20 protein-coding genes are annotated in these 25090 nt (G+C 60.8%); 8 read left to right on the top strand and 12 right to left on the bottom strand.

Annotation, left to right across the window (positions count from 1 at the left end; genetic code table 11):
* Positions 1 to 16 precede the first annotated feature (16 nt).
* The 10 genes from CKW07_RS18120 to CKW07_RS18075 form a co-directional block, all read right to left on the bottom strand.
* The gene (locus tag CKW07_RS18120; protein ID WP_256577067.1) at positions 17 to 1231 is read right to left on the bottom strand and encodes an OprD family porin; all 1215 of its coding nucleotides are present in this window, start codon (positions 1229 to 1231) and stop codon (positions 17 to 19) included.
* Between the two features lie 198 nt (positions 1232 to 1429).
* On the bottom strand, positions 1430 to 2434 hold the full coding sequence (locus CKW07_RS18115) for a branched-chain amino acid ABC transporter permease (protein WP_095146369.1): 1005 nt from the start codon (positions 2432 to 2434) through the stop codon (positions 1430 to 1432).
* A gap of 2 nt (positions 2435 to 2436) precedes the next feature.
* Positions 2437 to 3324, bottom strand: a complete 888-nt coding sequence (locus CKW07_RS18110) for a branched-chain amino acid ABC transporter permease (RefSeq protein WP_095146368.1) — start codon at positions 3322 to 3324, stop codon at positions 2437 to 2439.
* Positions 3325 to 3396: 72 nt separating this feature from the next.
* Positions 3397 to 4611, bottom strand: coding sequence for an ABC transporter substrate-binding protein (locus CKW07_RS18105; protein ID WP_095146367.1), 1215 nt, complete (start codon positions 4609 to 4611; stop codon positions 3397 to 3399).
* 109 nt (positions 4612 to 4720) lie between these two features.
* Positions 4721 to 5443 (bottom strand): ABC transporter ATP-binding protein, encoded by a 723-nt coding sequence (locus CKW07_RS18100; protein WP_095146366.1) that lies wholly within the window; start codon positions 5441 to 5443, stop codon positions 4721 to 4723.
* Positions 5440 to 6216 carry an ABC transporter ATP-binding protein gene (locus tag CKW07_RS18095; RefSeq protein WP_095146365.1) on the bottom strand — a complete coding sequence of 259 codons (777 nt, stop codon included), beginning with the start codon at positions 6214 to 6216 and terminating at the stop codon, positions 5440 to 5442. Before CKW07_RS18095 ends, CKW07_RS18100 begins: the two co-directional genes overlap by 4 nt.
* 279 nt (positions 6217 to 6495) lie before the next feature.
* Positions 6496 to 7860: a DUF1552 domain-containing protein gene (locus CKW07_RS18090; protein ID WP_095146364.1), complete on the bottom strand. Its 1365-nt coding sequence runs from the start codon at positions 7858 to 7860 to the stop codon at positions 6496 to 6498.
* 2 nt (positions 7861 to 7862) lie between these two features.
* Positions 7863 to 11990, bottom strand: coding sequence for a DUF1592 domain-containing protein (locus CKW07_RS18085; protein WP_095146363.1), 4128 nt, complete (start codon positions 11988 to 11990; stop codon positions 7863 to 7865).
* A gap of 535 nt (positions 11991 to 12525) precedes the next feature.
* A complete protein-coding gene (locus CKW07_RS18080; protein ID WP_095146362.1) occupies positions 12526 to 13500 on the bottom strand; it encodes a Gfo/Idh/MocA family protein in 975 nt (324 codons plus the stop codon).
* Positions 13501 to 13529: 29 nt separating this feature from the next.
* Positions 13530 to 14417: a Dyp-type peroxidase gene (locus CKW07_RS18075; protein ID WP_095146361.1), complete on the bottom strand. Its 888-nt coding sequence runs from the start codon at positions 14415 to 14417 to the stop codon at positions 13530 to 13532.
* Positions 14418 to 14841: 424 nt separating this feature from the next.
* Between CKW07_RS18075 and CKW07_RS18070 the strand changes: the two genes are divergently transcribed.
* Positions 14842 to 15507 (top strand): GNAT family N-acetyltransferase, encoded by a 666-nt coding sequence (locus CKW07_RS18070; RefSeq protein WP_095146360.1) that lies wholly within the window; start codon positions 14842 to 14844, stop codon positions 15505 to 15507.
* Positions 15508 to 15551: 44 nt separating this feature from the next.
* On the opposite strand, the gene CKW07_RS18065 is transcribed toward CKW07_RS18070, so the two are convergent.
* Complete coding sequence (locus CKW07_RS18065; protein WP_095146359.1) at positions 15552 to 16592, bottom strand: AraC family transcriptional regulator; 1041 nt, start codon at positions 16590 to 16592, stop codon at positions 15552 to 15554.
* Between the two features lie 259 nt (positions 16593 to 16851).
* Here CKW07_RS18065 and CKW07_RS18060 point away from each other — a divergent pair, with 259 nt between their 5' ends.
* Positions 16852 to 17802, top strand: a complete 951-nt coding sequence (locus tag CKW07_RS18060) for a transporter (protein WP_095146358.1) — start codon at positions 16852 to 16854, stop codon at positions 17800 to 17802.
* Between the two features lie 18 nt (positions 17803 to 17820).
* Here CKW07_RS18060 and CKW07_RS18055 read toward each other — a convergent pair whose 3' ends face one another.
* Complete coding sequence (locus tag CKW07_RS18055; RefSeq protein WP_095146357.1) at positions 17821 to 18735, bottom strand: LysR family transcriptional regulator; 915 nt, start codon at positions 18733 to 18735, stop codon at positions 17821 to 17823.
* Between the two features lie 71 nt (positions 18736 to 18806).
* On the opposite strand from CKW07_RS18055, the gene CKW07_RS18050 reads away from it, so the two are divergent.
* The 6 genes from CKW07_RS18050 to CKW07_RS18025 all read left to right on the top strand — a co-directional run bounded on the left by CKW07_RS18050 (position 18807) and on the right by CKW07_RS18025 (position 25077).
* The gene (locus CKW07_RS18050) at positions 18807 to 19847 is read left to right on the top strand and encodes an AraC family transcriptional regulator ligand-binding domain-containing protein (protein WP_095146356.1); all 1041 of its coding nucleotides are present in this window, start codon (positions 18807 to 18809) and stop codon (positions 19845 to 19847) included.
* A 359-nt stretch (positions 19848 to 20206) separates the two neighbouring features.
* Entirely contained in the window at positions 20207 to 21559 is a 1353-nt protein-coding gene (locus CKW07_RS18045) for a UDP-glucose/GDP-mannose dehydrogenase family protein (protein WP_095146355.1), read from the top strand.
* Positions 21556 to 22638 carry an NAD-dependent epimerase gene (locus CKW07_RS18040; protein WP_095146354.1) on the top strand — a complete coding sequence of 361 codons (1083 nt, stop codon included), beginning with the start codon at positions 21556 to 21558 and terminating at the stop codon, positions 22636 to 22638. The genes CKW07_RS18045 and CKW07_RS18040 overlap by 4 nt, the downstream gene beginning before the upstream one ends.
* A complete protein-coding gene (locus CKW07_RS18035; protein WP_095146353.1) occupies positions 22635 to 23381 on the top strand; it encodes a sugar transferase in 747 nt (248 codons plus the stop codon). Before CKW07_RS18040 ends, CKW07_RS18035 begins: the two co-directional genes overlap by 4 nt.
* A gap of 1 nt (position 23382) precedes the next feature.
* The gene (locus CKW07_RS18030; RefSeq protein WP_095146352.1) at positions 23383 to 24027 is read left to right on the top strand and encodes a CpsD/CapB family tyrosine-protein kinase; all 645 of its coding nucleotides are present in this window, start codon (positions 23383 to 23385) and stop codon (positions 24025 to 24027) included.
* A gap of 24 nt (positions 24028 to 24051) precedes the next feature.
* Positions 24052 to 25077, top strand: a complete 1026-nt coding sequence (locus CKW07_RS18025; protein ID WP_095146351.1) for a polysaccharide biosynthesis/export family protein — start codon at positions 24052 to 24054, stop codon at positions 25075 to 25077.
* Positions 25078 to 25090 lie beyond the last annotated feature (13 nt).

The following is a 25090-nucleotide window of genomic DNA, read 5'->3' as shown; positions in this document are numbered from 1 at the left end:
GCCGGCCTGTTCGCGCTTACCAGAGTGGCAGGCTGTAGCTGACGATCAAACGGTTCTCGTCGATGTCGCTGGCGAAGCTGGTGCGATACGTCGCATTGCGCCATTTCAAGCCCACGTTTTTCATCGGACCACTCTGGATCACGTAGCCGATGTCGGTGTTGCGCTCCCACTCCTTGCCGTCGCCTGGCGCCGCGCCCAGATTGATCTGGTCACCCTTCACGTAACGGGTCATGAAGGTCAGGCCGGGAATGCCGAGACCGGCAAAGTTGAAGTCGTAACGGGCTTGCCAGGAGCGCTCGTCCTGGTTGGCGAAATCGTTGATCTGCACCAGGTTGACCAGGTAGGGGTCGGCGCCGTTGACGTTGGCAAACCCGGTATCGCCACTCATTTTCTGATAGGTGAGGCCAAAGGCATGGGCCCCCAATGAGTAGGTGAACATGGCGCCGAGCATACGGTTGTCGACGTTGCTGTTGCCGTCGTCGGTCGAATCGGCCCAGCGCAGGTCGGATTTCAGCGACTGCCCCTCCGCCACCGGCAACACGTGGGTCAGCGTCAGGTAGTTCTGCTTGTACAGGCCGTCCAGGTTCGCATAGTGATAGCCGGTGGTGAGCGCACTGTTCCATTTGTAATCGCCACCGATGAAGTCGAACTCGTCGGTGGTGGCATTGGCCCCGGTGACGATGTTACGGCGCGGCCCCTTCATGATTGTCATGTCTTCGCGGTTTGACGAGTTGCGCTGGCTGACCTGGGTCAGGCGACCGCCGTTGAACGTGAAGTTTTCCAGGTCCATCGAGTTCAACAAACCGCCCTGGAACGTCTGGGGCAACAGGCGCGAATCGTTGGGCTGCAAGACCGGCAACTTGGGAATCAGGGTGCCCAGCTTGAGGGTCGACTTGGAGACCCGCAGCTTGCCGGTCAGGCCCAGTTCGCTGTAGTCGTCCGGTGCCCTTTTCGATGTTGGACCCTGTGGCAGCAAACCCGTGACACCGGCGCGATCGGGGCTCGAATCGAGCTTGATCCCCAGCAGTCCGAGGGCATCGACCCCCACACCCACGGGGCCTTCGGTGAAACCGGACTCGTAGCGCAGAATGAAACCCTGCGCCCATTCCTCGCCCTTGCTTTGGGGGGCGCCTGACTGGCGGAAGTCCCGGTTCATGTAGAAGTTTCGGGTATCCACACTGGCCTTGCTGTCATCCAGGAATGCGGCTGAAGCCGGAGCACACACCCCCATGACCCCGGCCAGACCAGACAACTGAACAATACGGACAGAACGTATGACGTGCATAAGACTCTCTTTTTATTGTTGTGGGTTAGCACACCCGGGCAAACACCCTGGGCTCCAGACATTACTTGCAAGCAGACAGACGCCACCGCCCGGCGCAAACCTGGATCTGCGCGGTTCACAACGACGGTGGAATCGAATCAGGCCCTAGAAATTGCGGCGACTGAGCTTGAGTACCCAGCCGACGATGCCGACCCGGAACAACAGCACGCAGATGACGAAGATCATCCCCAGGATCACATGCACCCACTCCCCCAACGGTCCGTTGGACAAGTAGCTTTGCAGGGTGACCACCACGGTGGCGCCCACCAGCGGGCCAAGGACCGTGCCGACGCCCCCGAGCAGGGTCATCAGAATCACCTCGCCGGACATGTGCCAGTGCGCGTCCGTCAACGACGCCAACTGGAACACCACGGTCTTGGTCGAACCGGCAAGGCCGGTCAGCGCCGCCGAAATCACGAACGCCAGCAGCTTGTGGGCATCGACGTTGTAACCCAGGGAAATCGCCCGTGGCTCGTTCTCGCGGATCGCCTTGAGTACCTGGCCGTAGGGCGAATGAATGGTGCGCTGGATGACGGCGTAACCGAACACGAACACCGCCAGCACGAAGTAGTACATCGTCAGGTTGTTGCTCAGGTCGAACACCCCGAACAACTGGCCGCGCGGCACGCCGTGCAGGCCGTTCTCACCACCGGTGAACGGCGCCTGTACAAAGATGAAGAACACCAGTTGTGCCAGCGCCAGGGTGATCATCGCGAAGTAGATGCCCTGGCGACGGATCGCCAACAGACCGAACAACAGCCCCAGAACCGCCGAGGTCAGGGTCCCGGCGAGAATCCCCAGTTCAGTCCCCAGGCCACTGTAGTGGCTGAGCAGGAACCCGGTGACATAGCCACCGGTCGCGAGAAACGCGGCATGACCAAAGGACAGCAGTCCGGCGTAGCCCAGCAGCAGGTTGAAGGCACAGGCGAACAGGGCAAAACACAGCAACTTCATCAGGAACACCGGGTACACCGCCATGGGTGCCACCAGCGCGACGGCGAACAGCGCCAGATAGAACCAGCGCTTGCGCCGAACGGCTGCCTGCCGTCGCTCCTGCACCACTTGCGGTTGCAAGTGCACAACACCCTGCTTGATTTCCAGACTTGTCATCTTCATGCCTCCTTTCCGAACAGTCCCACGGGACGTACCAGCAGCACGAGCACCATGACCAGGAACACCACGGTATTGGCCGCTTCTGGATAAAAGACCTTGGTCAGCCCTTCGATCAGGCCCATGGCCAGGCCGGTGACAATGGCCCCCATGATCGACCCCATGCCACCGATCACCACCACGGCGAACACCACGATCAGCAGGTTGGCGCCCATGGTCGGCGTGACCGAATAGATCGGCGCGGCCAGCACACCGGCAAAGGCCGCCAGGGCGGCGCCATAGCCATAGGTCAGGGTGATGAGCAACGGCACGTTGATGCCGAAGGCCTGCATCAGCTTCGGATTCTCGGTACCGGCGCGCAGATAGGAACCCAGGCGGGTGCGCTCGATCATGAACCAGGTGACCAGGCACACCGCCAGCGCGGCCACGATGACCCAGGCGCGGTACGTCGGCAGGAACATGAAGCCGAGGTTGTAGCCGCCCTTGAGTTGCTCCGGCATCGGATAGGGGGATCCGGACACGCCGAACAGTTTGACGAACGAGCCTTCGACGATCAGCGCCAGGCCGAAAGTCAGCAGCAGGCCATACAGGTGATCCTCACCGGCGATGCGCCGCAGCAGGAAGCGCTCGATCAACACGCCGATCACGCCCACCAGCAACGGCGCCAGCACCAGCGCCACCCAATAGTTGACGCCCAGGTAGTTGAGCCCGAGCACTGCGGTGAAGGCGCCGAGCATGTACTGGGCGCCGTGGGCGAAGTTGATGATCCGCAACAGGCCGAAAATGATCGCCAGGCCCAGGCTGAGCAAGGCATAGAACGCACCGTTGATCAGCCCCAGGAGCAACTGCCCGGACAGTACGCTCAGAGGAATACCGAATATCAGAGTCATGAATTACCACTCGCAAAAGTCCGTGACGCCCGGCTGCCAGCAGCCGGGCAAATAACTTCAGTCACGCATCGATCAGCTTTTGGTCAGCAGCTTGCACTTGCTTTCGGACACCGGGCGGTAAGCCTCGTCCCCGGGGATGGTGCGTACAATCTTGTACAGGTCCCACTCGCCCTTGGATTCGGCCGGGGTCTTGACCTGGACCAGGTACATGTCATGGACCATGCGGCCATCGGCGCGGACCTTGCCGTTCTTGGCGAACATGTCATTGACCGGCGTCGCCATCATCTGCGTGCGCACGGCCTGCGCCTCGTCGCTGCCCGTGGCCTTGACCGCATTGAGGTAGTTCATGGTGGCCGAATAGATACCCGCCGGCACCATGCCCGGCATCTTGCCGAAACGCTGGTGGTAGCGCTGGGCCCAGGCACGGCTCTCGTCATTCATGTCCCAGTACCACCCCGTGGTCAGCATCAACCCCTGGGTCACGCCCAGCCCCATGGCATGGATGTCGTTGAGAAACACCACCATGCCGGCCAGTTTCTGCCCGGACTGGGCCACCCCGAACTGGCTGGCGGTCATCAACGAGTTGACGGTGTCGGCACCGGCATTGGCGAAAGCGATCACATCCGCCCCCGAGCCCTGGGCCTGCAAGATGTAGGAGGAGAAGTCACTGCTCGGGAACGGGTGCCGAACCTTGCCGACCACCTTGCCGCCATCCGCTTCGACGACCTTGCTGATGTCCGTTTCCATCGCGTGACCGAAGGCATAGTCGGCGGTGAGGATGAACCAGTTCTTGCCGCCGTCGGCGAGCACCGACTTGGCGGTGCCGTTGGCCAGGGCGTAAGAGTCGTAGGTCCAGTGAATGTGGTTGGGCGAGCAGTACTCATTGGTCAGGCTGGAGGCCGCTGCGCCGGAAATCAGCGCCAGTTTCCCGGACTGCTCCACCACCTTGCTCGCCGCCAGCACCACCGAGGACGCCACCATGCCGGTGACCATGTCGACATTGCGCTCATCGACCCACTGGCGCACGGTGTTGGCGCCGACATCCGGCTTGTTCAGGTCATCGGCGCTGAACACGACAATCTTCTTGCCATTGACCTGGCCGCCGAAATCTTCGATGGCCATGTTCAACGCTTCCAGGCCACCGGGGCCGGACAGGTCGCGGTAGGTCCCCGACATGTCCGCCAGGTAACCGATACGGATTTCGTCGTTACTGATCTCGGCCTGGGCCGCGCTGGCGATCAGGCTGGAGACGAGGATGGCGCTTGCTGTGTGCTGAAAAACCTTCATGTAGTTCACCCACTGTCCGAGTTTATTTTTATTGTTCCAGGCAAAGCGGCCCCGTGCCGTCGGGCTCTGGGCCACGGCGACGTGCGTAGTGCGCGGGGTAAAACGGGGTTCAGACGCCGAGACAGCTGTGCAGCAGTTCCTGCTTGGCGCCCAGCTCGGCGGCGCTGATTTGCTCCACGATCTGACCGTGTTCCATCAGGTAATGACGGTCGGCCAAGGGCGCGGCGAAACGGAAATTCTGCTCCACCAGAACGATGGTCAGGCCCTTGTGCTTGAGCTTGATCAACACCTCGGCGAGCTTCTGCACGATCACCGGCGCCAGGCCCTCGGTGATCTCGTCCAGCAGTAACAGATTGGCGCCGGTACGCAGGATCCGCGCCATGGCCAGCATCTGCTGCTCGCCGCCAGACAGGCGCGTGCCCTGGCTGAAACGGCGCTCATACAGGTTGGGGAACATCTCGTAGATCTCATCGAGACTCATGCCGTTACTGCGTACCGTTGGCGGCAGCAGCAGGTTTTCCTCGACGTTGAGGCTGGCGAAAATGCCCCGCTCTTCCGGGCAATAGCCGACGCCCAGGCGCGGGATCAGGTGCGCGGAAAGGCCGATGGTCTCGTTGCCGTTGACTACGATGGAACCGGTCCGGCGCCCCACCATATTCATGATTGCGCGCAGCGTCGTGGAGCGTCCTGAACCGTTGCGTCCCAGTAGCGTAACCAGTTCGCCGCGCCGTACTTGCAGGTCGATGCCATGCAGGATGTGGGACTCGCCGTAGAAGGCATGCAGGTCTGCGATACGCAGTTGTTCGAATTCCGGGGTCTGCAGGCTGCTCATGAGTGTGCTTCCTCGAGCATGGCGGCTTCGCTGCCCAGGTAGGCTTCGCGCACCTGCGGGTTGGCGGAAACGCTGGCGTAGTCACCTTCGGCGAGAATCGCACCACGGGCCAGCACGGTAATGCGGTCGGACAGCTCACTGACCACACTGAGGTTGTGCTCCACCATCAGCACCGTGCGCCCCACTGCCGCGCGGCGTACCAGCTCAATGACCATGTTCACGTCCTCGTGCCCCATGCCCTGGGTCGGTTCGTCGAGCAGCAGCACGCCAGGGTCCAGTGCCAGGGTGGTGGCCAGCTCCAGTGCACGTTTACGGCCGTAGGGCAGTTCGATGGTCTGGGTGTGGGCATAGTCGAGCAGGCCCACCTGATCCAGCATCTGCATGGCCCGTTCGTTGAGTGCGTCGAGACTGCGCTCGGACTTCCAGAAATGGAAAGAGTCGCCCTGCTTGCGCTGCAGCGCCACGCGCACGTTTTCCATCACGCTCATGTGGCCGAACACCGCCGAGATCTGGAATGAACGCACCAGCCCCAGGCCGGCAATCTCGTTGGGTTTGAGGTGGGTGATGGGCTTGCCCAGGTAGAGGATTTCACCTCGGGTGGGGGGGAGAAACTTGGTGAGCAGATTGAAAACCGTCGTTTTGCCGGCGCCGTTAGGTCCGATCAATGCGTGGATGTGTCCCTTCTGCACACGCAGATCAACCGAATCCACGGCGGTAAAGCCACGAAACTCCTTGGTCAGGCCGCGTGTTTCCAACACAAACTCTGGTGACATGTGGAGCCCTCTAACCTTGATTGTTTTTATTGGTTATGGCGCTGCTGACACACTTGCTTTCATGTTTACGTTTACGTAAGCGTTACGAAATATACAAAAGTCCTACACGGACAACAGAATCAACATGTATCCAAATGTTTCACGACCATTACAAATGTTTGGCAAGCGCTCAAGCACAGGCCTGACAGGCATTTTTCTCGAATCAAAAACCTTGATTCATGGCCGCCCGTAGGCCTTATCAGGCTGTCTGACTCACGCTCAAAACCGTCGGACGCTCATTCACACATTGTTGAAAATCCCGGTGACCGGCTCGATATTGCCGCCATAGGGCACACTGGTTCCGGCGGCTTTGGCAAGGGTTGCCCAGATCCGCTGCATATCGACGAAGTCCCGACCAATGACCGGGTTCCCCGCATGATGCTTATGATCAGCCTGCCCGGTGATATTGAAATAGCGCCCGGCGCCCTCTCCACTTTTCAGTAATCCACTCGCGCCACCCATCAGCACCAAAGGCATGTCAATCGTATGTTCAGGTGCGCCGTCAGCCATCTCGCTGGTCAGCACCACCAGGGTATGGTCGAGCAGGCTGTCACCGGGTACATGGGGGTCCTGATAACGGGCCAGTTCGTCCATGAACAGTTTGACCTGGCGGACATACCATTGCCGTGTGCCCTTCCAGAATGCCTCGCCGGAGCTTCGATGGGCACACTCATGGGGATTGCTGGAAGGTGTAACGTCGATAATGTTCAGCGACTCCGCCGAACGCCCGATCTGAATTGTCGCGACCCGGGTGATCCCGCAACTCAAGGCGGTGGCTACCACCTGATGATGGTTGGCCTGGACACGCGTGCGGTCCCGCGCCGACCGGAAGTCCAGGGGCTCCAGGGTCACTGGCTTGCATTCGCCCACCGGAGGCTGTGTCATATCCAGATCCTTGATCACCTGCTCCACTGAGTCCAGATGGACATCGAGCTTTTGCCGCTCGGCACCGGACAGCTTGCCCTTGATTTCCTGGATATCCGCCAGGGCAGTTTCCAGTAACCCACGGCTCCTGGGCTGCGGACCCGAGGACAGCCGGACAGGATCCTTGAATAGCGCCTCAGCCATCAGCACCGGATCGCGATGAGGTGTACGAATCGCTCCGCCCTGAAACGACACGAACCAAGGGAAAGCGTCGATACCCGCATGCGGGCCGGCAAACAGACTGCGGTGAGACGGTTCAGTGCCCGGCAGCGCCTGCCCCAACAGGATGTCGATGGACGAATGGTTAGAATGACTGTCGCGCAATACCCAATTCCAGGCGTTATGACCCGCATTTCCTAGCCCGAGAATTATCCCGCGCAGGTACAGCGATTGACTGCGATAGGCCGCCAGCTCTGCACTGACTTCATTCAAGGTGAAGGCCGTGGTGTCCATGCCCTGTGCCGTGGGGTGCCACAACCCGCGGCCGTCACCAAAATTACCGCCCTGAAAGGAATCCACCGCCAGGCCGTCGGGCACGACTACGAACACCACCTTCAACCTGGATTCTTCGGCTTGCCCCGCCAACGCCATGCGCGCCAGGCCGAATTGAGTCAACGGACCATAGACACTCGCCGCAGCCAGGCCCGCCAGGAAACGCCGACGACTTTTCAGAATGCCCATGCTCAGTTCCTCTCGGTCTTGTAGGTGAACGCTTTGGACGTGCCTAAGGTTTTCAACATCTCGACCAGGGAGCCTGAGGTGTTCAACCCGTCGGCAACCGCCTTGACGGTCCCTGACGTCGACACATCGGATTTATTACCGAAGACAAACCGGAAATAACTGTCGGCCATGCAGAACTGCGATGCCGGGTTGCGCGGAATGATTTTGGCAATATCGCGAACATCATTGATCGGCTCGGTGCCGGTCGCCATGATGAAGGGACCGGAAGCCTTGATCGGCAACATCTGTGGGTACTGGTTGAAGTTGTGGGCCTTATCCTCGACGCGATAGCGTCCGGCCGCATCGTAATGCTCCATCGAGGACCCGGTGTCATTCATGTATTGGAGGCATTGCCAGCAGCGTCCGCCCGAGGCCTGTTCGCCGTTCACCAGGTCCCAATGTTCCCGGGTGGTGATGGCTCGAGGTGGATAAACCGGCTCAGTAGGATCCGCCTCCACCGGGGCGCCGAACTCACGGCAAAACATCTGCTCGCGAATCATGATGCCGCGCTTGACCAACGAGGTGCTCTGGTAGTCCGAAGTAGCGGCCTGAGTCAGCCCCAGGTGCAGCAACCCTCCGCGTTTCTCGTCGACCGCGACCTTTTGCATGGTACTGCCAGAGACTCCGCCGATCCCGTAATGCGCGGCCAGGACCTGGTTGAGGTAGGTGTAGCGTGGGTTGAACAACTCCTCGAAAGTCCCTGCGTTCAAGATCAGGTTGCGACTCAACAGGTACTGCTCCTGCGCCATGAGTTGAATCGTTTGCGCGCTCAACCCCGGCTTTTCCTGGACGCCGCGAATGGTCTTGGCGTAGTAGCTGACAAACCGGTTGAACTGCTCGACCCCCTTGTCCGTGCGCATCATGCGCTCGATCTCTGCCGAGATTTGTTGTGGGGTCTGCAGCTCATTGCGCTGGGCCTTGGCCAACAGTTCAGCGTCCGGGGTGGTGCCCAGGAATCCATAGGACAGCGCAGTCGCCAACTCGAACGGTGTCAGCTTGAACACACTGCCCCCCTCTGCCGTCGCCAACCCCAACTCCGAGCGATAGAGGAAATGAGGCGACAACAGCAGCGCGGCGATCAGTGCCGGGGCACCCTGTTCATCGAACAACGCCTGGTAGCGCAACCGCTCGCTATCGCTGACAGGACGACGGAACAGTTGGTAGCCCAACGACGTCACCAGGTCGGATCCAGCCTTCGATTGCGCCAGGACGCTCAACCGCGACGGCGGAACCTTGTCTGCCACCCACAGCGCCATATCGTAAAACTGCTTGACGTCCTCTGCCTGCAGAATGCCCTTGTCCGCCTCACCCGGGTACTTGAAGTCTTTCTCAGACTTGTCGGCCGGTAGTTTCTCTGGATTGATCTCGACCGCTAGGATATCCCTGACACTGGCGGCATATTCATCCGGGGTCAGCAAGCGCAGTTGCCGCACCCCATGGGATTCGGACGGATCCAGATAAGGTTTCCACACGACGTTGTACAGGTGCTTGCTGATTTCGGTGGCACAGGTGGTGTCGCAATGCCCGGACACTGGCATGCTCTTGATCTGTTTGACCAGCGCATCCTGCCCCGCCACGCTCCAGGCCAGGGCCATGCGCAAGCTGTCGAAGTACTCGACCGCGTGACATTTGGTACAGGACTGGGCCAGCACCGTCGCCCCAAGGTTCTCGACAGCGCGGTATGAGACCGCTGGTAATTGACCGTCCTCACTGGACTCATCAATCACCACCTGCTCCAACTCAGGCTCAGGCTTGGCCTTCGAATAAAACGGGTAGATGACCTTGTACTTGCCGTAGTCCAGGATCTGCGTGGTGCTGGCGCCCCAGGGCACCTGGATCACCTGGGGCTCGGCGCCACTCTGTGCCTCGTTGACCAGGCTGATATGCCACTGCGCATCGGTCACCGACGTAGGTTTGCTCGGGGCCTTGATCGTCACCTTGACCTCGATCTTTATTGGCCGTTCGCGGTAACTCAGATTGATGGTCTTACTTTTGTTGGTTTCAGACAGGGTGAAGGCCGTGTTGCGAACCTGGGGAATCCAGTCTTTTACATCATTGAGCCTGAGCTGATAGTCGCCGTAGGGCAGCCCGTTGAGGACTATCCCGGCCGCGTTGTCCTCGGGGTTCCATGACAGCTGAACCAGCCGGCGATTGCCATCGGGGGATGTCAGGTAGCCGCTGATCATTTCTTTTTCAAACCCCGGCGGCGGCAGCATGGGCCGCAACGCCAACTGCGTGGGCAGCAACTCGCTGGCATCGTAGCGCACGCGATAAATCACCCCGGCAACGTCGTCGCTGATCAGCAGGCTGCCATCCGCCAACTCGAGAAACTCTGCGGGCCGGCCAATGCAGGAATTATCCAGGCAATACACATCAAAACGATCAGGGTCCTGCACAAACCCATTGATCAGCGGGATCTGATTGACCACCCGCGTACCGCCCTGGATCGTCAGCATCTGCACATCCATTCCAGGGCTTGCGGCTGAGCCGGCACCGTGTACGGCCACCAGCAGGCGCTGGGTACCATTGGCAGCCGGATAACCCTTCCAGAACTTGACCCCGAGCGGCGCGGTGTTGGTCCCCAGCTCAAAGGCGGCGGGCACATAGTCCGCCGGACTGACCTGGGCCGGAGCCTTGTCGGAGACAATGGCGCCAGGCACCAGTGGCGGCTGGATCACCCCCGGGTTCTGGTACTCCTCCTGGGTGAAGCCGGGTGTGCCCTTGCCAAACAGGTAAGGCACGCCGAAATGCAAGCCGGGGCCGCTGATCCAGTTGACCTCATCAGGGTTGGGAAACCCCTGGCGATTGTTGTCGCTGAACCAGAGGCTGCCGTTCTGCGGGTTCCAGTCAAAACCCACCGAATTGCGCACGCCCTTGGCCAGGATTTGTGATTCACCGGTTTCCAGGGAGTAACGCAACAGTGTCCCGTAGCGCTGATCGGCGGGGATCATGCACAGGTTGCAGGGAGTGCCGACCGCCGTGTACAGCCATTTGTCCGACAGATCCAGCGGATTGAAGCGCAAGGGGTGTTTCATGTGCCAGATGCGGGTGTTGGAGCCGGAGGCCAGGGGCGGCAAGGGAAACAGCGTGTCGTCGGCCGGGAAGTTGAAGACCCGTTCCGGCTTGGGGTCCTTGTAGTGGTTATCGGCATCGCGCAAGCGATACAGCCCGCCTGTGGTCGAGTAATACAGGTCACCGTCGCGCCAGGCCACGCCATGGGGTTCTTCCAGGCCGCTGGCAATCACATGGATGGCCGTCGGTTTACCCGCCCCATCCAGTGGCAACGCATAAATCATGTCGGCAATCTTGCCGTCATAGACGTACGACGGAATGGCGCTGGAGCCGACATACAGCACGTTCTTGCCCATGGCCATTTGCCGAGGCTGGATCACCCCCTGGGCAAACAACTCGATCTTGATCCCTGGCAAGCCGCTGAGCTTGCCGACCTCCACCGGTGGCCGGTACTTCACTGTCACCGTTTGCTCGTCACCCTCTGCTTGCTTGAAGGAAACGATGCGTGGCGTATTCAGCGGAATGAAACCGTCAGCGACATTCATCACCAATTGATAATCGCAGGCTTTCAAATTATCGAAATGGATCGTTTCACTGGCCTTGGCGCTGATCGGAATTTCTTCGGCGTTGCAACGCAAGATTCCGGTGACCACCTCATCGGCCCGCGCCACACCGGGTACCGCCGGTTTCAGGGGCGCCTTGCCACTCAGGGTGGCGAAGCTCAGGGTCAGGCGATTGCCTTCGAAACCACCGCATTCGCCGAGTTCCTTCCAGGCGTCCTTCCAGGGCCCACCCGGAAGCAAAGGCTCATAGGCGGGCAGTTGGCACCACGCCCAACTGCCTGTCCCCAAAGGCGGCCCGTCCTCGTCTCTCCAGCACTCGAATTGCTGGTCTTTATGCTGAACCTGCTGTCCCGGTTGATAGACCGTGCCCTTCTCATAAGCGGGCGCCGTGCATGACTGAAGCGCAACGGGAGATGATTCGGATGCGCTGGAAAAAACCACCAGCGCGATGATCACGCCGAGCGCCACCAGACACATGATCCACAGCAAACGACGCACACCGACAGACGTATCCATGACGCAAGCCTCGTTGGTCAGCCAAGCGCTTCATGACCGCGGGCAGCCTGCTCATTGAGCATGGCGCGGCGAACCACCTGACCCGGAGCAGCTGGCCACAGAGGGACGAGCCAACCCGGCGTTTAGTGAAATGTCTTCCAATACGGTTCCACTGCATGACCACGACATGGCATCAACGCCATAGAGACAGGAACAGATAGACACTCATCCTTGCAAAGCCACCCGCTCGTGGGGGCACTGCTATCCATCGTTGGAGCAAGTGCTACAAGCGTCTTAATGGAAACTCCAAACGGCAGGACTCGTCTACTGTCAGAGTTGACAGGTACCCTCTTCAATAATCGCCCGGACCTTTCGGTACCCCAGGACGAAAAATCCGGCTAATCCTCCACCGTGACGGGCTTGTTCAGCTCGCCGAGCCTCTCCAGATGAGCGCGCACGATGTTGCGGTTGATGCTGAGCAGGCGTGCGGTCTGCAACGGGTGACCGTGGTAGCTGTGTGAGTCTGTGTGTGCCGCCTACGCTCGGAGACTGCGGTTCAGAGACTGTCGCGCTTGAGGATGCGGTCCATCACCCAGTCGGTTTTCAACGCCTGGTCCGCGGTCGCAGCGTGCTGCGATTCGCCGCGAATGTGCGCATTCATGCCGAGCACGTGATGCCACTGGATGTGTTCGTGGTGGGCAATGTGCAGACTCTGGGGGTGTTCGCCGTGCAATTGCACCGGGTGCTCATCAAACACCGAGAAGCTGATGCGACCCAGGCTGCCGATCAGCTCGACACGGTCTTCACGACGGTCGGCGACGAAGTTCCAGCAGCCCATGCCGGTGGCACCCGAGGCAAAGCGCCAGCTGGCGGTCACGGCATCCTCGGCGGCGTACAACCCGGCCTGCCGCGCGGTGAACCCGGCGACCTCGACAATGTCGCCCAGCAGGTACTGGAACAGGTCGAGGCCGTGGCTGGCCAGGTCGACGAAATAACCGCCACCGGCAATCCGCGGGTCGGTGCGCCAGTTGGCGCTGCCGTCCCGGTCCGCTGGCGAAGGCGCCTTGGTCAGGGTCCAGGTCAGGTGCCGAACCTCGCCAATACGTCCGTCCTGCAACCATTGACGCACCTGCTGAAAACGCGGAAGCGAACGCCGGTAGTAGGACACGAACAGGTGCAGGCCCGCGTCGGCAAAGGCCTGTTGCATCGCCTGGCTTTGCCGGAGGTTCAACGCCATGGGCTTTTCGACACAGCAATGCTTGCCGGCCGCTGCCACCATGAGGCTGTAGGCGTGGTGGCTGTCAGGGGGCGTGGCGATATACACCGCATCCACTTCGGGGTCGGCAATCAGTGCCTGAGCGTCGGTGTACACCCGCTCGATGCCATGGCGCGCGGCATAATCGCGCACCGCGTCATGCCGGCGCCCCATCACCGCCACCAGCGCCGAACCCGGCGCCTTGTAGAACGCCGGGCCACTCTTGCGCTCGGCAACGCTGCCGCAGCCGATCATTGCCCAGCGTACCACCCTCATAAACCTCTCCCTGCCCCGATGCCCAGCGCTTAACCGATGTTCAGGGCGCGCAGATCCAGATGCCCGTCCTTGAGCGGCGGGCACCAGTAGTAACCGCCGGTGATCGGCCGGCTGATGCGGTACAGGGCGTCCGTGATGCCGTCTTCCAGGCCGCTCATGCGGCGCAGCTGGGCTTCGAAGGCATTGAAGGAATGACCGAAGGCCAGGAACATCAGGCCCGCGCGATCACCTTCGATCCACGGCATCGAACGGCGCACGATGAAGGCCTCGGGGCTGAAACTTTCCTGCGCGGTGCGTTTGACGTGGGCGCAAACCGGCGCGTCGTCTAGCTCTTCGTTGTCGCTCTTGCGACGACCCATGATGTTGTCCTGCTCATGGGACGCCAGCCCATGGAAGCCGCTCAGGTCATGTTGCCACTGCTGGATCGCGGCAAAGCTGCCACCGACCATGCCGTCGTCGCCTTCGGCCACCAGCGCGGCGGCAACGGCCGCTTCGTCATGGGGGTTTTCAGTGCCGTCTTCGTAGCCGGTCAGGTCGTGGCCGTCCATGTGGCGGAATGCTTCGTTCATCTGCACCAGGCGCAGCGCCGGAGCCAGTGCTGCTTCGAACGCGTGGCTGCGGTTGAGCAGTTCGCCACGGTCTTCACCGTGCAACCAAAGCCACAGCGCGTGCTGGGTCGAAGGGTTATCAACGCCCACACCGATCATCGCCGGAAATGGCCGCAGCCCTGCCACTTTCGCCCCCAGGGCATTGACCAGCGACTTGCCAAAACCGACCACCGCCGACGTACCGTCCACCTGTTGCATCAGTTTCTCGAGTACCGCCGGCAGAGCCTCGGCGGATTCGAGTGCAAAAAACAGATGACGTGCCTGAGGCGGAACAGGGGTGGCAAGAATGCCCGGCTGGTAGTAAGTCATGAGAACTCCTCTGGAAAGCTGCGCAGTTTACCCGGCACATCGGGGTTTGTGTCGGTTGAACGGTATAACAGCGGTGCACGGGCGAACTGTGCTGTTGCCGGACTCTGCCCCTGGAAAACCGCAGTACGGGGGTCAACGAGCGCGGCGCCCACGTGTGCACCGAGTCGATGAGCGGTGGTGCTCTTCGAAAAAATAAATTTCATCGGCCCCGGTGAAATGAATCACTTATGGCTCAACAAGATAGCTGCCGGTTGATTAGCCATTGGCCGCTATCGATGGGCGATCGGGGTCGTTTCCCGCCACTGGCGCGGGTCGCCGGATCAATTCCTTTGCTAACATCCTGGAACAACACACAAGGAGGTGGCAGTTGGTTATCACCGCCTTCCCTTAATCGACATCCGCATCCTCTCGGGAGGGCATGGGCATGGTCGTGCAGGAACTGCTTCAGAAAAGCCAGACGAAAATTCGCCAGAACGGTTTGTTCAACACCCTGCTCCAGATGCTGTTGAAACTGATCAACATCTTCACCCTGTTCAAGATCCTGCGCGGTTTGACCCTGAAAAAAGTCGACCCCAGGTTCCTCGACTACCCGCCACACTTCACGCCGATGTTTCTCAGCGAACAGATGCTACGCCACTACGCCCTCGATCCCGTGAACGAGCTGCCCGGACACTTCATCGATCAAGCCATGGCCAGGGGCGACCAGTGTTTTGGCATCTTCGATGGAGAGAGACTGGCCTCCTACGGCTGGTACTCGCGACAACCTACGCCTATCGACCCACCGGAACTGCTCCTGCATTTCAGCTCGTCCTTCGTGTACATGTACAAGGGCTTTACCCATCACGACTATCGCGGCCAGCGCCTGCACGCGATCGGCATGAACCTTGCGCTCAAGCACTACCTGGAGCAAGGGTATCAAGGGCTGGTCTCGTACGTTGAATCAGGCAACTTCGACTCGTTGAAATCCTGCTACCGCCTGGGCTACCTGAACATTGGCTCGATCTATCTGTTCCGGTTGTTCGGCCGCTACCGAAGCTTCGCCAGCCGGGACTGTGAACCCTACCAACTGGGTTTGAAGCCCCTCGCCTGAACCCTTGATTCGCCAACCCCGGCCCCCAGCAAGGTGCCGGGGTATCACTCGTTGCAATGGCTCTCGCCCCGATACGCACTCGGGCTCTGCCCGGTCCAGCGCCGGAAGGCTCGGCGAAAGCTGCGCACGTCGCTGTAACCGACTTCCTCGGTGATACGCTCGATGGACATCTCGGGGTTGGCCAGCAGGCTCATGGTCCGTGCCTGGCGCACTTGCTCGAGCAAGGCTTCAAAGGTCAGGGCATGTTCGGTCAGGCGACGGCGCAAGGTACGGCCGCTCATGTTCAGGTCGCCGGCAATTTTCTCGAGATGGCTGCCCTGGGCCAGATCGCGCGCAATGGCCCGCTCCACGGCCTGGATCAGGTCGACTTTCTGATGAATCTGGGCGCCTTCCAACTCCAGCAGCGTGACCGCCTGGCGTAACGCCAGCGAATGGTGATTGGGCAACCGCACATCGAGCCAGCGGGCCTCCAGCACCAGGCGATTGTGCAGGCAGCCAAAGCGCACGTCAGGTCCTACCAGGCGGTGATACTCGGCCACGTACTCGGGGGCCGCGTGCATGAACTCCACCCGTACACAGTCGAAATCGCCGCCGACCAATGCACGGCCGTACACCAGCAGGCTGGCAAAAAACTCTTCGACGGCAAACCTCTGCACATCGGCAAACGGCAGGCGACATTCAGCGTCGACAAACACCTGGCCGGCCACTTCCCGGACACTCGACACCACAATCCCACCCGAGGTGTGCTGATGACGCATGCCCAGTTCGAACGCATCGCGCAAGGTCTTGCACAACGACAGCACATGCCCCAGCAACCCCAGGGTACCCAACACATTCTGGCTGCCCACCCAGAGCCCAAGACCCTGATTGGGAATCACCCTGAGCGCGCGCTGAATCATCGCCACGGCCTGACGATAGGAAATGCGCTGCGCGGGATCCTGCAAGTCATCGAGGCTGAAACCCAGGCCACGGCACAGGCTCTGGGGGTCGATACCTTTTTCCCCCGCCACCTCGGCCAGGGTCTGCAGCAAAAAAGGTGAAACCAGCGCCAGTTCGTAGTGGGGATCGATGACTTTGATTGGCATGGACGACAGGTTCCGGATCAGGTTCAGTTCTTATTTTTGTAACCGATTATGTCGCAGAACGTTAGCACGCCTGGCCGCGTCACCGCCAACCCGGCACGCGTGACATCGATCACAGCCGACAACGGGACAAGGCTGGCCGCAGAAGTCCGCTCTGTGTCCGCCAATACCCTGCCCTGGCGGGAGCTGACGGCTTATTTCTAGGGTCCGGCCCGCGTGATGGCCGGCGGCGCGTCCGCTAACAATAATAACGAGCAGAAAAATGAATCCGACCCGTGCGTTCTCTCCCCTGCGACTGGCTGCAAGCGTTGCCCTGCTGTCGAGTGTGTGCGTATCGGCACACGCCACAGAGTCGGGGGTCGACAACATCGGCCCTGGCACCGATGGCTTCTTCATGTTGCCGCTGGACGTCAACAACCTCCCGGACAACATGGTCGCGTTCAACCTCTACTACAACGTCTACAAGGCCACCGAGCTGAACATCAGCTCGCTGGGCGGCAAGGTGCCGGACGTCGAAATCAAGTCCGAGGCGGTCGTTCCACGCCTGGACTACCTCAGCCCGTTGCGCATTGCCGGCGGTCGCCTGGGCTTCTACGCGGCGCAACCCTGGATCAAGCAGCAGGTGTCGGCCTTTGGCCTGGAAGATGACCGCGAAAGCATGGGCGACACCACCGTGGCGCCGATCATTCTGTGGGACATGGGGAAAAACCTGACACTGGGCGCCGCGCTGGAGATCACCATTCCCACCGGTGAGTACGACGCCACTCGCCTGGCCAACACCAGCAACAATTTCTACACCTACAAGCCGCTGTTTTCCTTCACCTGGCTACCGACGGAAAAAACCGAGCTGTCAGTCAAGACCACCTACAGCTTCAACCAGGAAAACCACGACACGGACTACCGTTCCGGGCAGATTTTCCACTTCGACTACTCCGCCAGCTACAAGGTGACCGACAACCTGAACCTCGGTTTGAACGGTTACTACCTCAAGCAAACCACCGACGACAAACAGTACGGCCACACCGTGCAGTTCAATGGCCAGGACGTGGACGACGGTGTACGTGGCGAGGTGTTCGCCATCGGTCCTGCGATGTTCGTAACCTTCCTCAAGTACGCCAGCGCCGAGTTACGCTGGGCCAAGGAGTTCGACGTGGAGAACCGCCCCGAAGGCCAGATGCTCTGGGCCAAGGTCACGATCCCGTACGCCTTCTGAGTTCCCGCCAGGGCAGCGTCAGGCGCGCCGCGCCACGGCCTGGGGGGACCGTGGTTCGCCCAACGCCTGAAGCAGACAGTGCATCGCCTCTTCACGGCTGCGCTCGAAGCGATAGCGCGACTCGATGTACAGCGCCAGTTGCAACTGCACCGGCTCGTCCAGCGGCAGCGGCGCCTGCTGCATGCCCAGCGCGCAAGCGACCCGGCTCGGCAGGCTCAGGCCAAACGGCTGGCGGTCGGCGATCATCTTCGCGGCCAGGGTACTTTGGGTGCTCACGGCAATCGTACGGCGCAGGCTCTTCAACCCCAGGTGCAGGTCCACCGGGCTCAACCCGTCGCGGCGGCTTGAAACCTGGATCTGCGGTTGCGCCAGATAGGCTTGCAGGGTGCGCGGCGGCTCCTTGAGTGCATCGCCATACGCGAACACGTAGTGATCGGCCGGCAAGACCTGCTTGTGCAAGCCGGCCAACCCCGCCAGCGGTTGATCGAGGTCGATCAGAATGTCCAGTTTTCCGGAGGCCAGTTCCTGCAAGGCATCGCGCCGCCGAGGCTGGAAGTAACGCACTTGCCAATCGGCATGGGGCGCCAGGAGCAAGGCATCGAGCAGCACCGGTTGCAGGCAGTCCAGGCAACTGATGCGCAGCAACGGCGTACTCTGGCGGGCGGCGGGAATCATTTTCAAACCGTCACGCAGGCTCTCCAGGGCATTGCGCACGTAGTCGGCCAGACGGTGCGCCACCAGGGTCGGGGTGACGCCCAGGCGACTCTTGATGAACAACGGATCGCCACACAAGTCACGCAGCCGACGCAGCGCGTTGCTCATCGCCGGTTGCGACAGGCACATGACTTCGGCGGCGCGGGTGACGCTGCGTTGCTGGTAGATGGCATCGAAGGCGAGCAGCAGGTTGAGGTCGAGCTGGCGTAAATCAAGCATGGTCTTGCTCCGGCAAATCGCTTAACGTCGGGCAGCCTAACCAGTGAACCGGAACATGCTGTGAGCCCTAAATGACAAAAAGCGATCAGCCGACACCCAACGCGTTCTACGCCCCCAGCCTGCTGCCGGCCATTGAAGAACTGCTGGCCCGCGGGATTGCGCGCGAACAGATCGAGGCGTTGTTTCACCGCAGCCTGTTTGAATTGCGCACCCCATTCATGCGCGTTCCGCTGTTTCTCTCTCGACGTTTCTGGGCCTTTGCCCAGGCCAGTACCGATGATCCGCTGGTGGGTCTGGCGGCGGGCCGGCGCTTCGTGTCCACCTCGACCAATGGCTTGACCTACCTGTTTGATGTCGCCGCGTCACTGGAAAGTGCCTGTGCCTATTTCGTCAGGTTCTTCCCGTTCTTCAATGGTCATTTCCAGGCGCGGATCGTGCGCGGCGAAGGCTCGGTGCAGTTGCACCTGCGCGACTGCGGCAGCCTGCGCGCCACCGCTCCGTTGACCGACTACATCCTGGTCAGCGTGTGCAGCATGTTGCGGCGCAAGCTGCTCGCCAGCGGCCTGGGGGCAGACCCGATTCTCGCTGTCGACCTGACCCACCCTGCCCCGGCCACTACGCTGCCCCATGAACAGGCGTTTCGCGTCCCCGTGCGTTGGTGCCAGGCCAACCCTGTGATTCACCTTGAGCCAGGGTTGTTCGTGCAGCCGCTGACACCGGGCAACCATCAGCTGGAGGACACCCTGGTCGAGTTGCTGGAACATACCCGGCGCAACAGCGAGTCGACGTTGCTGGAGTTGGTCAGCGACCACTTGATCGGCGATCTGCCCGGCGCCCACTGGCAGGACTTCTGTGCCTCCCAGCACCTGCTCGAACGTACCGCCGCCCGCCGCCTGAAGGCCCTGGGCTGGAGTTTTTCCGAGTTGCTCGACGAATACCGGCGTTACCGCGCCGAAGACCTGCTGCTGCAACCGGCCGTTGAACTGGTGCAGGTTTCCGACCAGCTCGGCTACAGCGATGTGCAGAGCTTCAATCGTGCCTGCCTGCGCTGGTTCGACTGTGCGCCAGGGCATTATCGTTCACGACACACCCAGCGCGGTGTCGTGGAGTGACAGCCATTGAATACTGATCGTTTTTCGACAACGTTACAGCACATGAAAAACGTAATACATGTCATTTGACTGATAAAACGTCAAAAAAAAGTTGATTCATTTCTGACACACATCCTTCTCCCCACCCCTTGTAATACAAGGCATACGACCGTTTATCGCATTCTTGATTCGCCTTGTGAATGCTCAAAAACTGACCAAAGCCAGTGCTTTGAGGCACTTGATAGCAGATCGCCCGAATACTGACCGTTTTTCAACATGAAGAACGTGTCAGTTTGCCGGCACGGATTCCCCGCACTCGTCTATACCCCTTCTAACAGTCTCATTTGAGTTACATCCACCGTTTCACGAGGCACGCCAGTATGGACGTGAGCGTATTTGGTACGGGTTACGTCGGCCTGATTCAAGCTGCTGCACTGGCGGATGTCGGTCATCGGGTGCTATGCGTCGACATAGACCCGGGCAAGATCCGTCAATTGCAACAAGCCGTACCGCCCATTAGCGAACCCGGCCTGAGCTCGGCGCTGGAGGAGAACATCAAGGCTGGACGCCTGCTGTTCAGCACCCAGGCCAGCGATGCCGTCGAGCATGGCGAACTGATCTTTATCGCGGTGGGCACCCCCGCAGATGAAGACGGATCTGCTGACGTCAGCCATGTACTGAGCGTCGCCCGGCAGATTGCCAACGCCATGGACGCCAACCGCACCCTGATCATCAAGTCCACCGTTCCGGTCGGCACTGCCGACAAGGTCATGGCCTGTGCCGAGGAAGAACTGGCGCGGCGCGGCAAGTCGTACTTGAGCGTGCGGGTGGTCTCGAACCCGGAGTTTCTCAAGGAAGGCAGCGCCCTGGTCGATTGCATGCGCCCGGACCGGATCATCATCGGCACCACTGACGAAGAAGCCCGCGCCCAGTTGACCGAACTCTATGCGCCGTTCTGCCGCAACCGGGAAAAACTGATGTTCATGGACAGCCGCAGCGCCGAGCTGACCAAATACGCGGCCAATGCCATGCTCGCCACGCGCATCAGTTTCATGAACGAACTGGCCAACCTCACCGAACAGTTGGGCGCCGACATCGAGGCCGTGCGCCGGGGCATCGGCTCGGACCCACGTATCGGCTATCACTTCATCTACCCCGGCTGCGGTTTTGGCGGCTCGTGCCTGCCCAAGGACCTGCGCGCCCTACTGCACATCGCCGAGCACAACGGCATGCCGCTGCGCCTGTTGCGCAGCGTTACCGAGGTCAACGACGACCAGCGCCACATCCTCTTGCGCAAGCTCAAGCCGTACTTTCCGGCAGGGCTGACCGGAAAAAAGATCGCCCTCTGGGGCCTGGCCTTCAAACCCAACACCGACGACATGCGCGAAGCGCCCAGCCGCTACCTGATGGAGTCACTGTGGCAGGAAGGCGCCACGGTGCGTGCGTTTGACCCGGAGTCGATGGCCGAATGCCGGCGCCTCTATGGTTATCGCGATGACCTGCACCTGTGTGCCACCCGCGACGACACCCTGGAAGACGCCGACGCCCTGGTGATTTGCACCGAGTGGAAGATTTTCCGCGTGGTCGACTTCGAAATGCTCGCCAGCAAGTTGCGCGCAAAAGTCGTGATCGACGGGCGCAATCTCTACAACCCGCAGCAAGCCGCGGATGCAGGCCTGCACTATCGCGGCATCGGCCTGCGGCATGTCATGCCCGAAGGACCGGCCGTATGAAAATCCTGATCACCGGTGCAGCCGGTTTCATTGGTGCTCATTGTGTGTTGCGGCTGTTGCGCGACGGGCATGAGGTCATCGGCCTGGACAACTTCAACGACTTCTATGACCCGGCACTCAAGCACGCCCGAGTGCACTGGGTACATCAACAGGTGGGCCCATTCCCCCTGCTGCGGGCCGATCTGGTGGACAGCGATGCCCTGGTCGCACTGTTCACCCGCGAGCAACCCGAGGTCGTGATTCACCTGGCTGCCCAGGCCGGGGTGCGTTACTCCCTGGATAATCCAAAAGCCTACCTGGACAGCAACCTCAGCGGCTTCCTGAACATTCTCGAGAACTGCCGGCACCATCCGGTGAAGCACCTGATCTACGCCTCCTCCAGTTCGGTCTACGGGGCCAACCAGCAGACGCCCTACTCCACCCATGACAGCGTCAACCACCCGCTGTCCCTGTACGCGGCCACGAAAAAAGCCAACGAGCTGATGGCCCACAGTTACAGCCACCTGTTTGGCATTCCCTGCACCGGGTTGCGCTTCTTCACCGTGTATGGCCCATGGGGGCGTCCGGACATGTCGCCCATCCGCTTTGCCCAGGCGATCGTCCAGGGTCGCCCGCTGAAGTTATTCAACCATGGCCGGCACCAGCGCGACTTCACCTACATCGACGACATTATCGAGACCATTGCGCGCCTGCTTGACCGCCCCCCCAGGGTGGCCATCGACTGGGACCGTAAGCACCCGGACCCTTCGAGCAGCATGGCGCCCTGGAAAATCTACAACGTCGGCGGCGAGCGCCCTGTCGAGCTCAAGGACTATCTGGCGCTGCTGGAAAAACACCTGGGACGCCAGGCTAACGTTGACCTGCTGCCCCTGCAGCCCGGCGATGTCCTGAACACCTTTGCCGATGTCCGTGAGCTGGAACACGACATCGATTTTCACCCACAGATCGCACTCGATGAAGGGCTCAGGCGTTTCGTGGCCTGGTTCCGTGAGTATTACGTGCTGCCCGTCATCCCGACGTCGCTCGCTGGCGATGCTTCGCGCCCGGATGAGCCCTCGCCTATACGGAGGCGTTTATGACCGGTCATGAACAAGAGGTGCCGGTACAAACGATGCGCCGTGACAAGCGCCTCGATCCCGAGCAGCGCATGCGCCTGGATTCAGCGATCCACATGCAAGGTCGTGGCTGGATAACCGGCCGTGACGGCGGGCGACCCTGGACCCTGTCGCGAACCAACCGGATCGTCGCCACACTGGGCGCGTTGATCCTGCTGGTGCTGCTGTCGCCGCTGTTGCTGGCCCTGGCCCTGGCCATCCGGTTGAACAGTCCGGGGCCGGTGCTGTTTGTCCAGAAACGCACCGGCTACCGCGGGCGCCTGTTCGGCATGTACAAGTTCCGCACCATGGTCGCCAACGCCGAGGACCTCAAGGAGTCGCTGCGCCACCTGAACAAGCACGGTGCCGATGCCATCGACTTCAAGATCGACAAGGACCCGAGGATCACCGCAATCGGCGGGTTCCTCAGACGCAGCAGCCTCGACGAGTTGCCCAACCTGATCAATGTACTCAAGGGCGACATGCGCCTGGTCGGCCCCAGGCCTACCTCGTTCAACGCCTATCGCTACAAGGACAGTCACCTCGCGCGCCTGAGCATTTACCCTGGCATGACCGGCCTGTGGCAGATCTCCGGACGCAGCAATATCGATTTCGATCAACGGGTCGAGCTCGACCTGAGCTACATCGCCAACCAGAGTCTGCTGCTGGATCTGAAGATCCTGCTCAAGACACCCTTCAAGGTTTTCAGTGGCCACGGAGCAAGTTGAGATGGACGGTTCAACCAAAAGCTTGACCATCGCTAATCCGAGCGAGTCCAACCTGACCTCGACCGTACTCGACCAGGACCTGCGAGTCCTGTTCCTGACGGCCGCCAACAGCGGCGACGGCGTCAGCACCAGTGCCCTGGTGCTGGCCCGACAACTGGCGGAAATGAGCAGCGGCCAGGTGCTGCTGGTCGATGCCAGCCAGTCCGCCAATAACCTGAGCCAGCAGTTGGGGCTGCACAAGGAGCGAGGTTTTCGCGACCTGGTGTTCAACCACGACAGCGCGCCACCGCTGCACGATTGCATCACGCAGTTGACGGGCCTGCCGTTCCTGATTCTGCCCAACGGCCACCATCGACGCGGTGCCGAGCACCTCACACCGGAGCAGCTACGTCCCCTGCTCAAGCAACTGGCCGAGCAGTACCGGTTTGTGGTGATCGATGGCGACCCGGTGTATTCGGCCACCGACACTCTGGTCATCAGTACCCTGGTGGACGGCGTGGTGCTGGTGGTGCGTGCCGAGGAGACCCGTTGGGAAGTCGCACAAGCGGCCGGCCAGCGCCTGACCCAGGCCGGGGCAAAGCTGGTCGGAAGCATTTTCAACAGCCGCAAGTACTACATGCCCAAATGGCTCTACAACAACCTGTAAAGACAGCAGCCAAAGGATGACCTCATGAACGCGAAATGGCTTGCCCTGCTGTTGCTGCCTCTAGCAGGTTGCTCCAGCCACACCGAAACCCAGAGCATGCCGGTGCAGATCCTCACCGCCGCACCGGCCAATGCCCAGGCCACCGATATGCCCAAGGTCGAACAGACCCTGCGCCCGGGCGACAAACTGGACGTGATCTTCCACGTCAGCACCTCAGGCTCATCGGCCTACCGTATTCAATCCGGTGATCAGATCGGCCTGAATTTCACCGCCGCCAGCCAGCTCAACGGCAGCCAGTTGGTGTTGCCGGACGGCACCATTGCGCTGCCGGGCGCCAACACTTCGGTGAAAATCGAGGGCTTGACCAGCGAGCAGGCGCGCGACGAAATCCAGCGTGCCTATCAACGCAAAATGCTGTTCCAGCCCAACCGCAACCAGTTGACCGTGCAGGTGATCAGCCCGCTGAGCAACGAGAACAACCTCAAAAGCACGCTGAACCACCCGACCACCGGCATGAGCCGGGAAATCATCGTGGGCAACGACGGTTACGCGAGCTTTCCGGAAGTCGGCGCCGTGCCCCTGCAAGGGATGAGCGTCAGCCAGCTGGAAACCTTCCTCAACAAGCGCTACGCGCAGTTGCCGGGGCGGATGACCGTCAACGTGATGCTCAAGTCCACCCAGGGCAACGAAGTGTTCGTGCTCGGCGAAGTCGGCCAGCCGGGTGCCTACCCGGTCCGGCGGCCGATCTCGGTGCTCGAGGCCCTGACCCTGGCCCGTGGTGCCAACGCCAAGGCCCGCCTGGATTCGGTGGTGATCATGCGGCGCAACGGTAATCAGGTCGAAGCGCGCCACTATGACGTCGACGCGGCCCTGTCCGGCGACGCCGCGCAGATCGCCTACCTGCAACCGGACGATATGCTCTTTGTGCCCAAGACCAAGCTGGCCAGCGCCGGTGAACTGGCGCGGCAGCTGGCGGATGTCGTGCTCTTCCAGGGCGTGGGCATGAGCTTCAGCTATCGCTTGGACGACAAAGACGACAACAACAATTAACTCACAGGTGACC

Origin of the sequence: Pseudomonas sp. Irchel s3b6 (assembly GCF_900187415.1) — a bacterium.
In the GTDB taxonomy this organism is placed as follows: Bacteria; Pseudomonadota; Gammaproteobacteria; order Pseudomonadales; family Pseudomonadaceae; genus Aquipseudomonas.
Note: the sequence above shows the minus strand (reverse complement) of the source record. Positions and strands in the feature narration are given on the sequence as shown.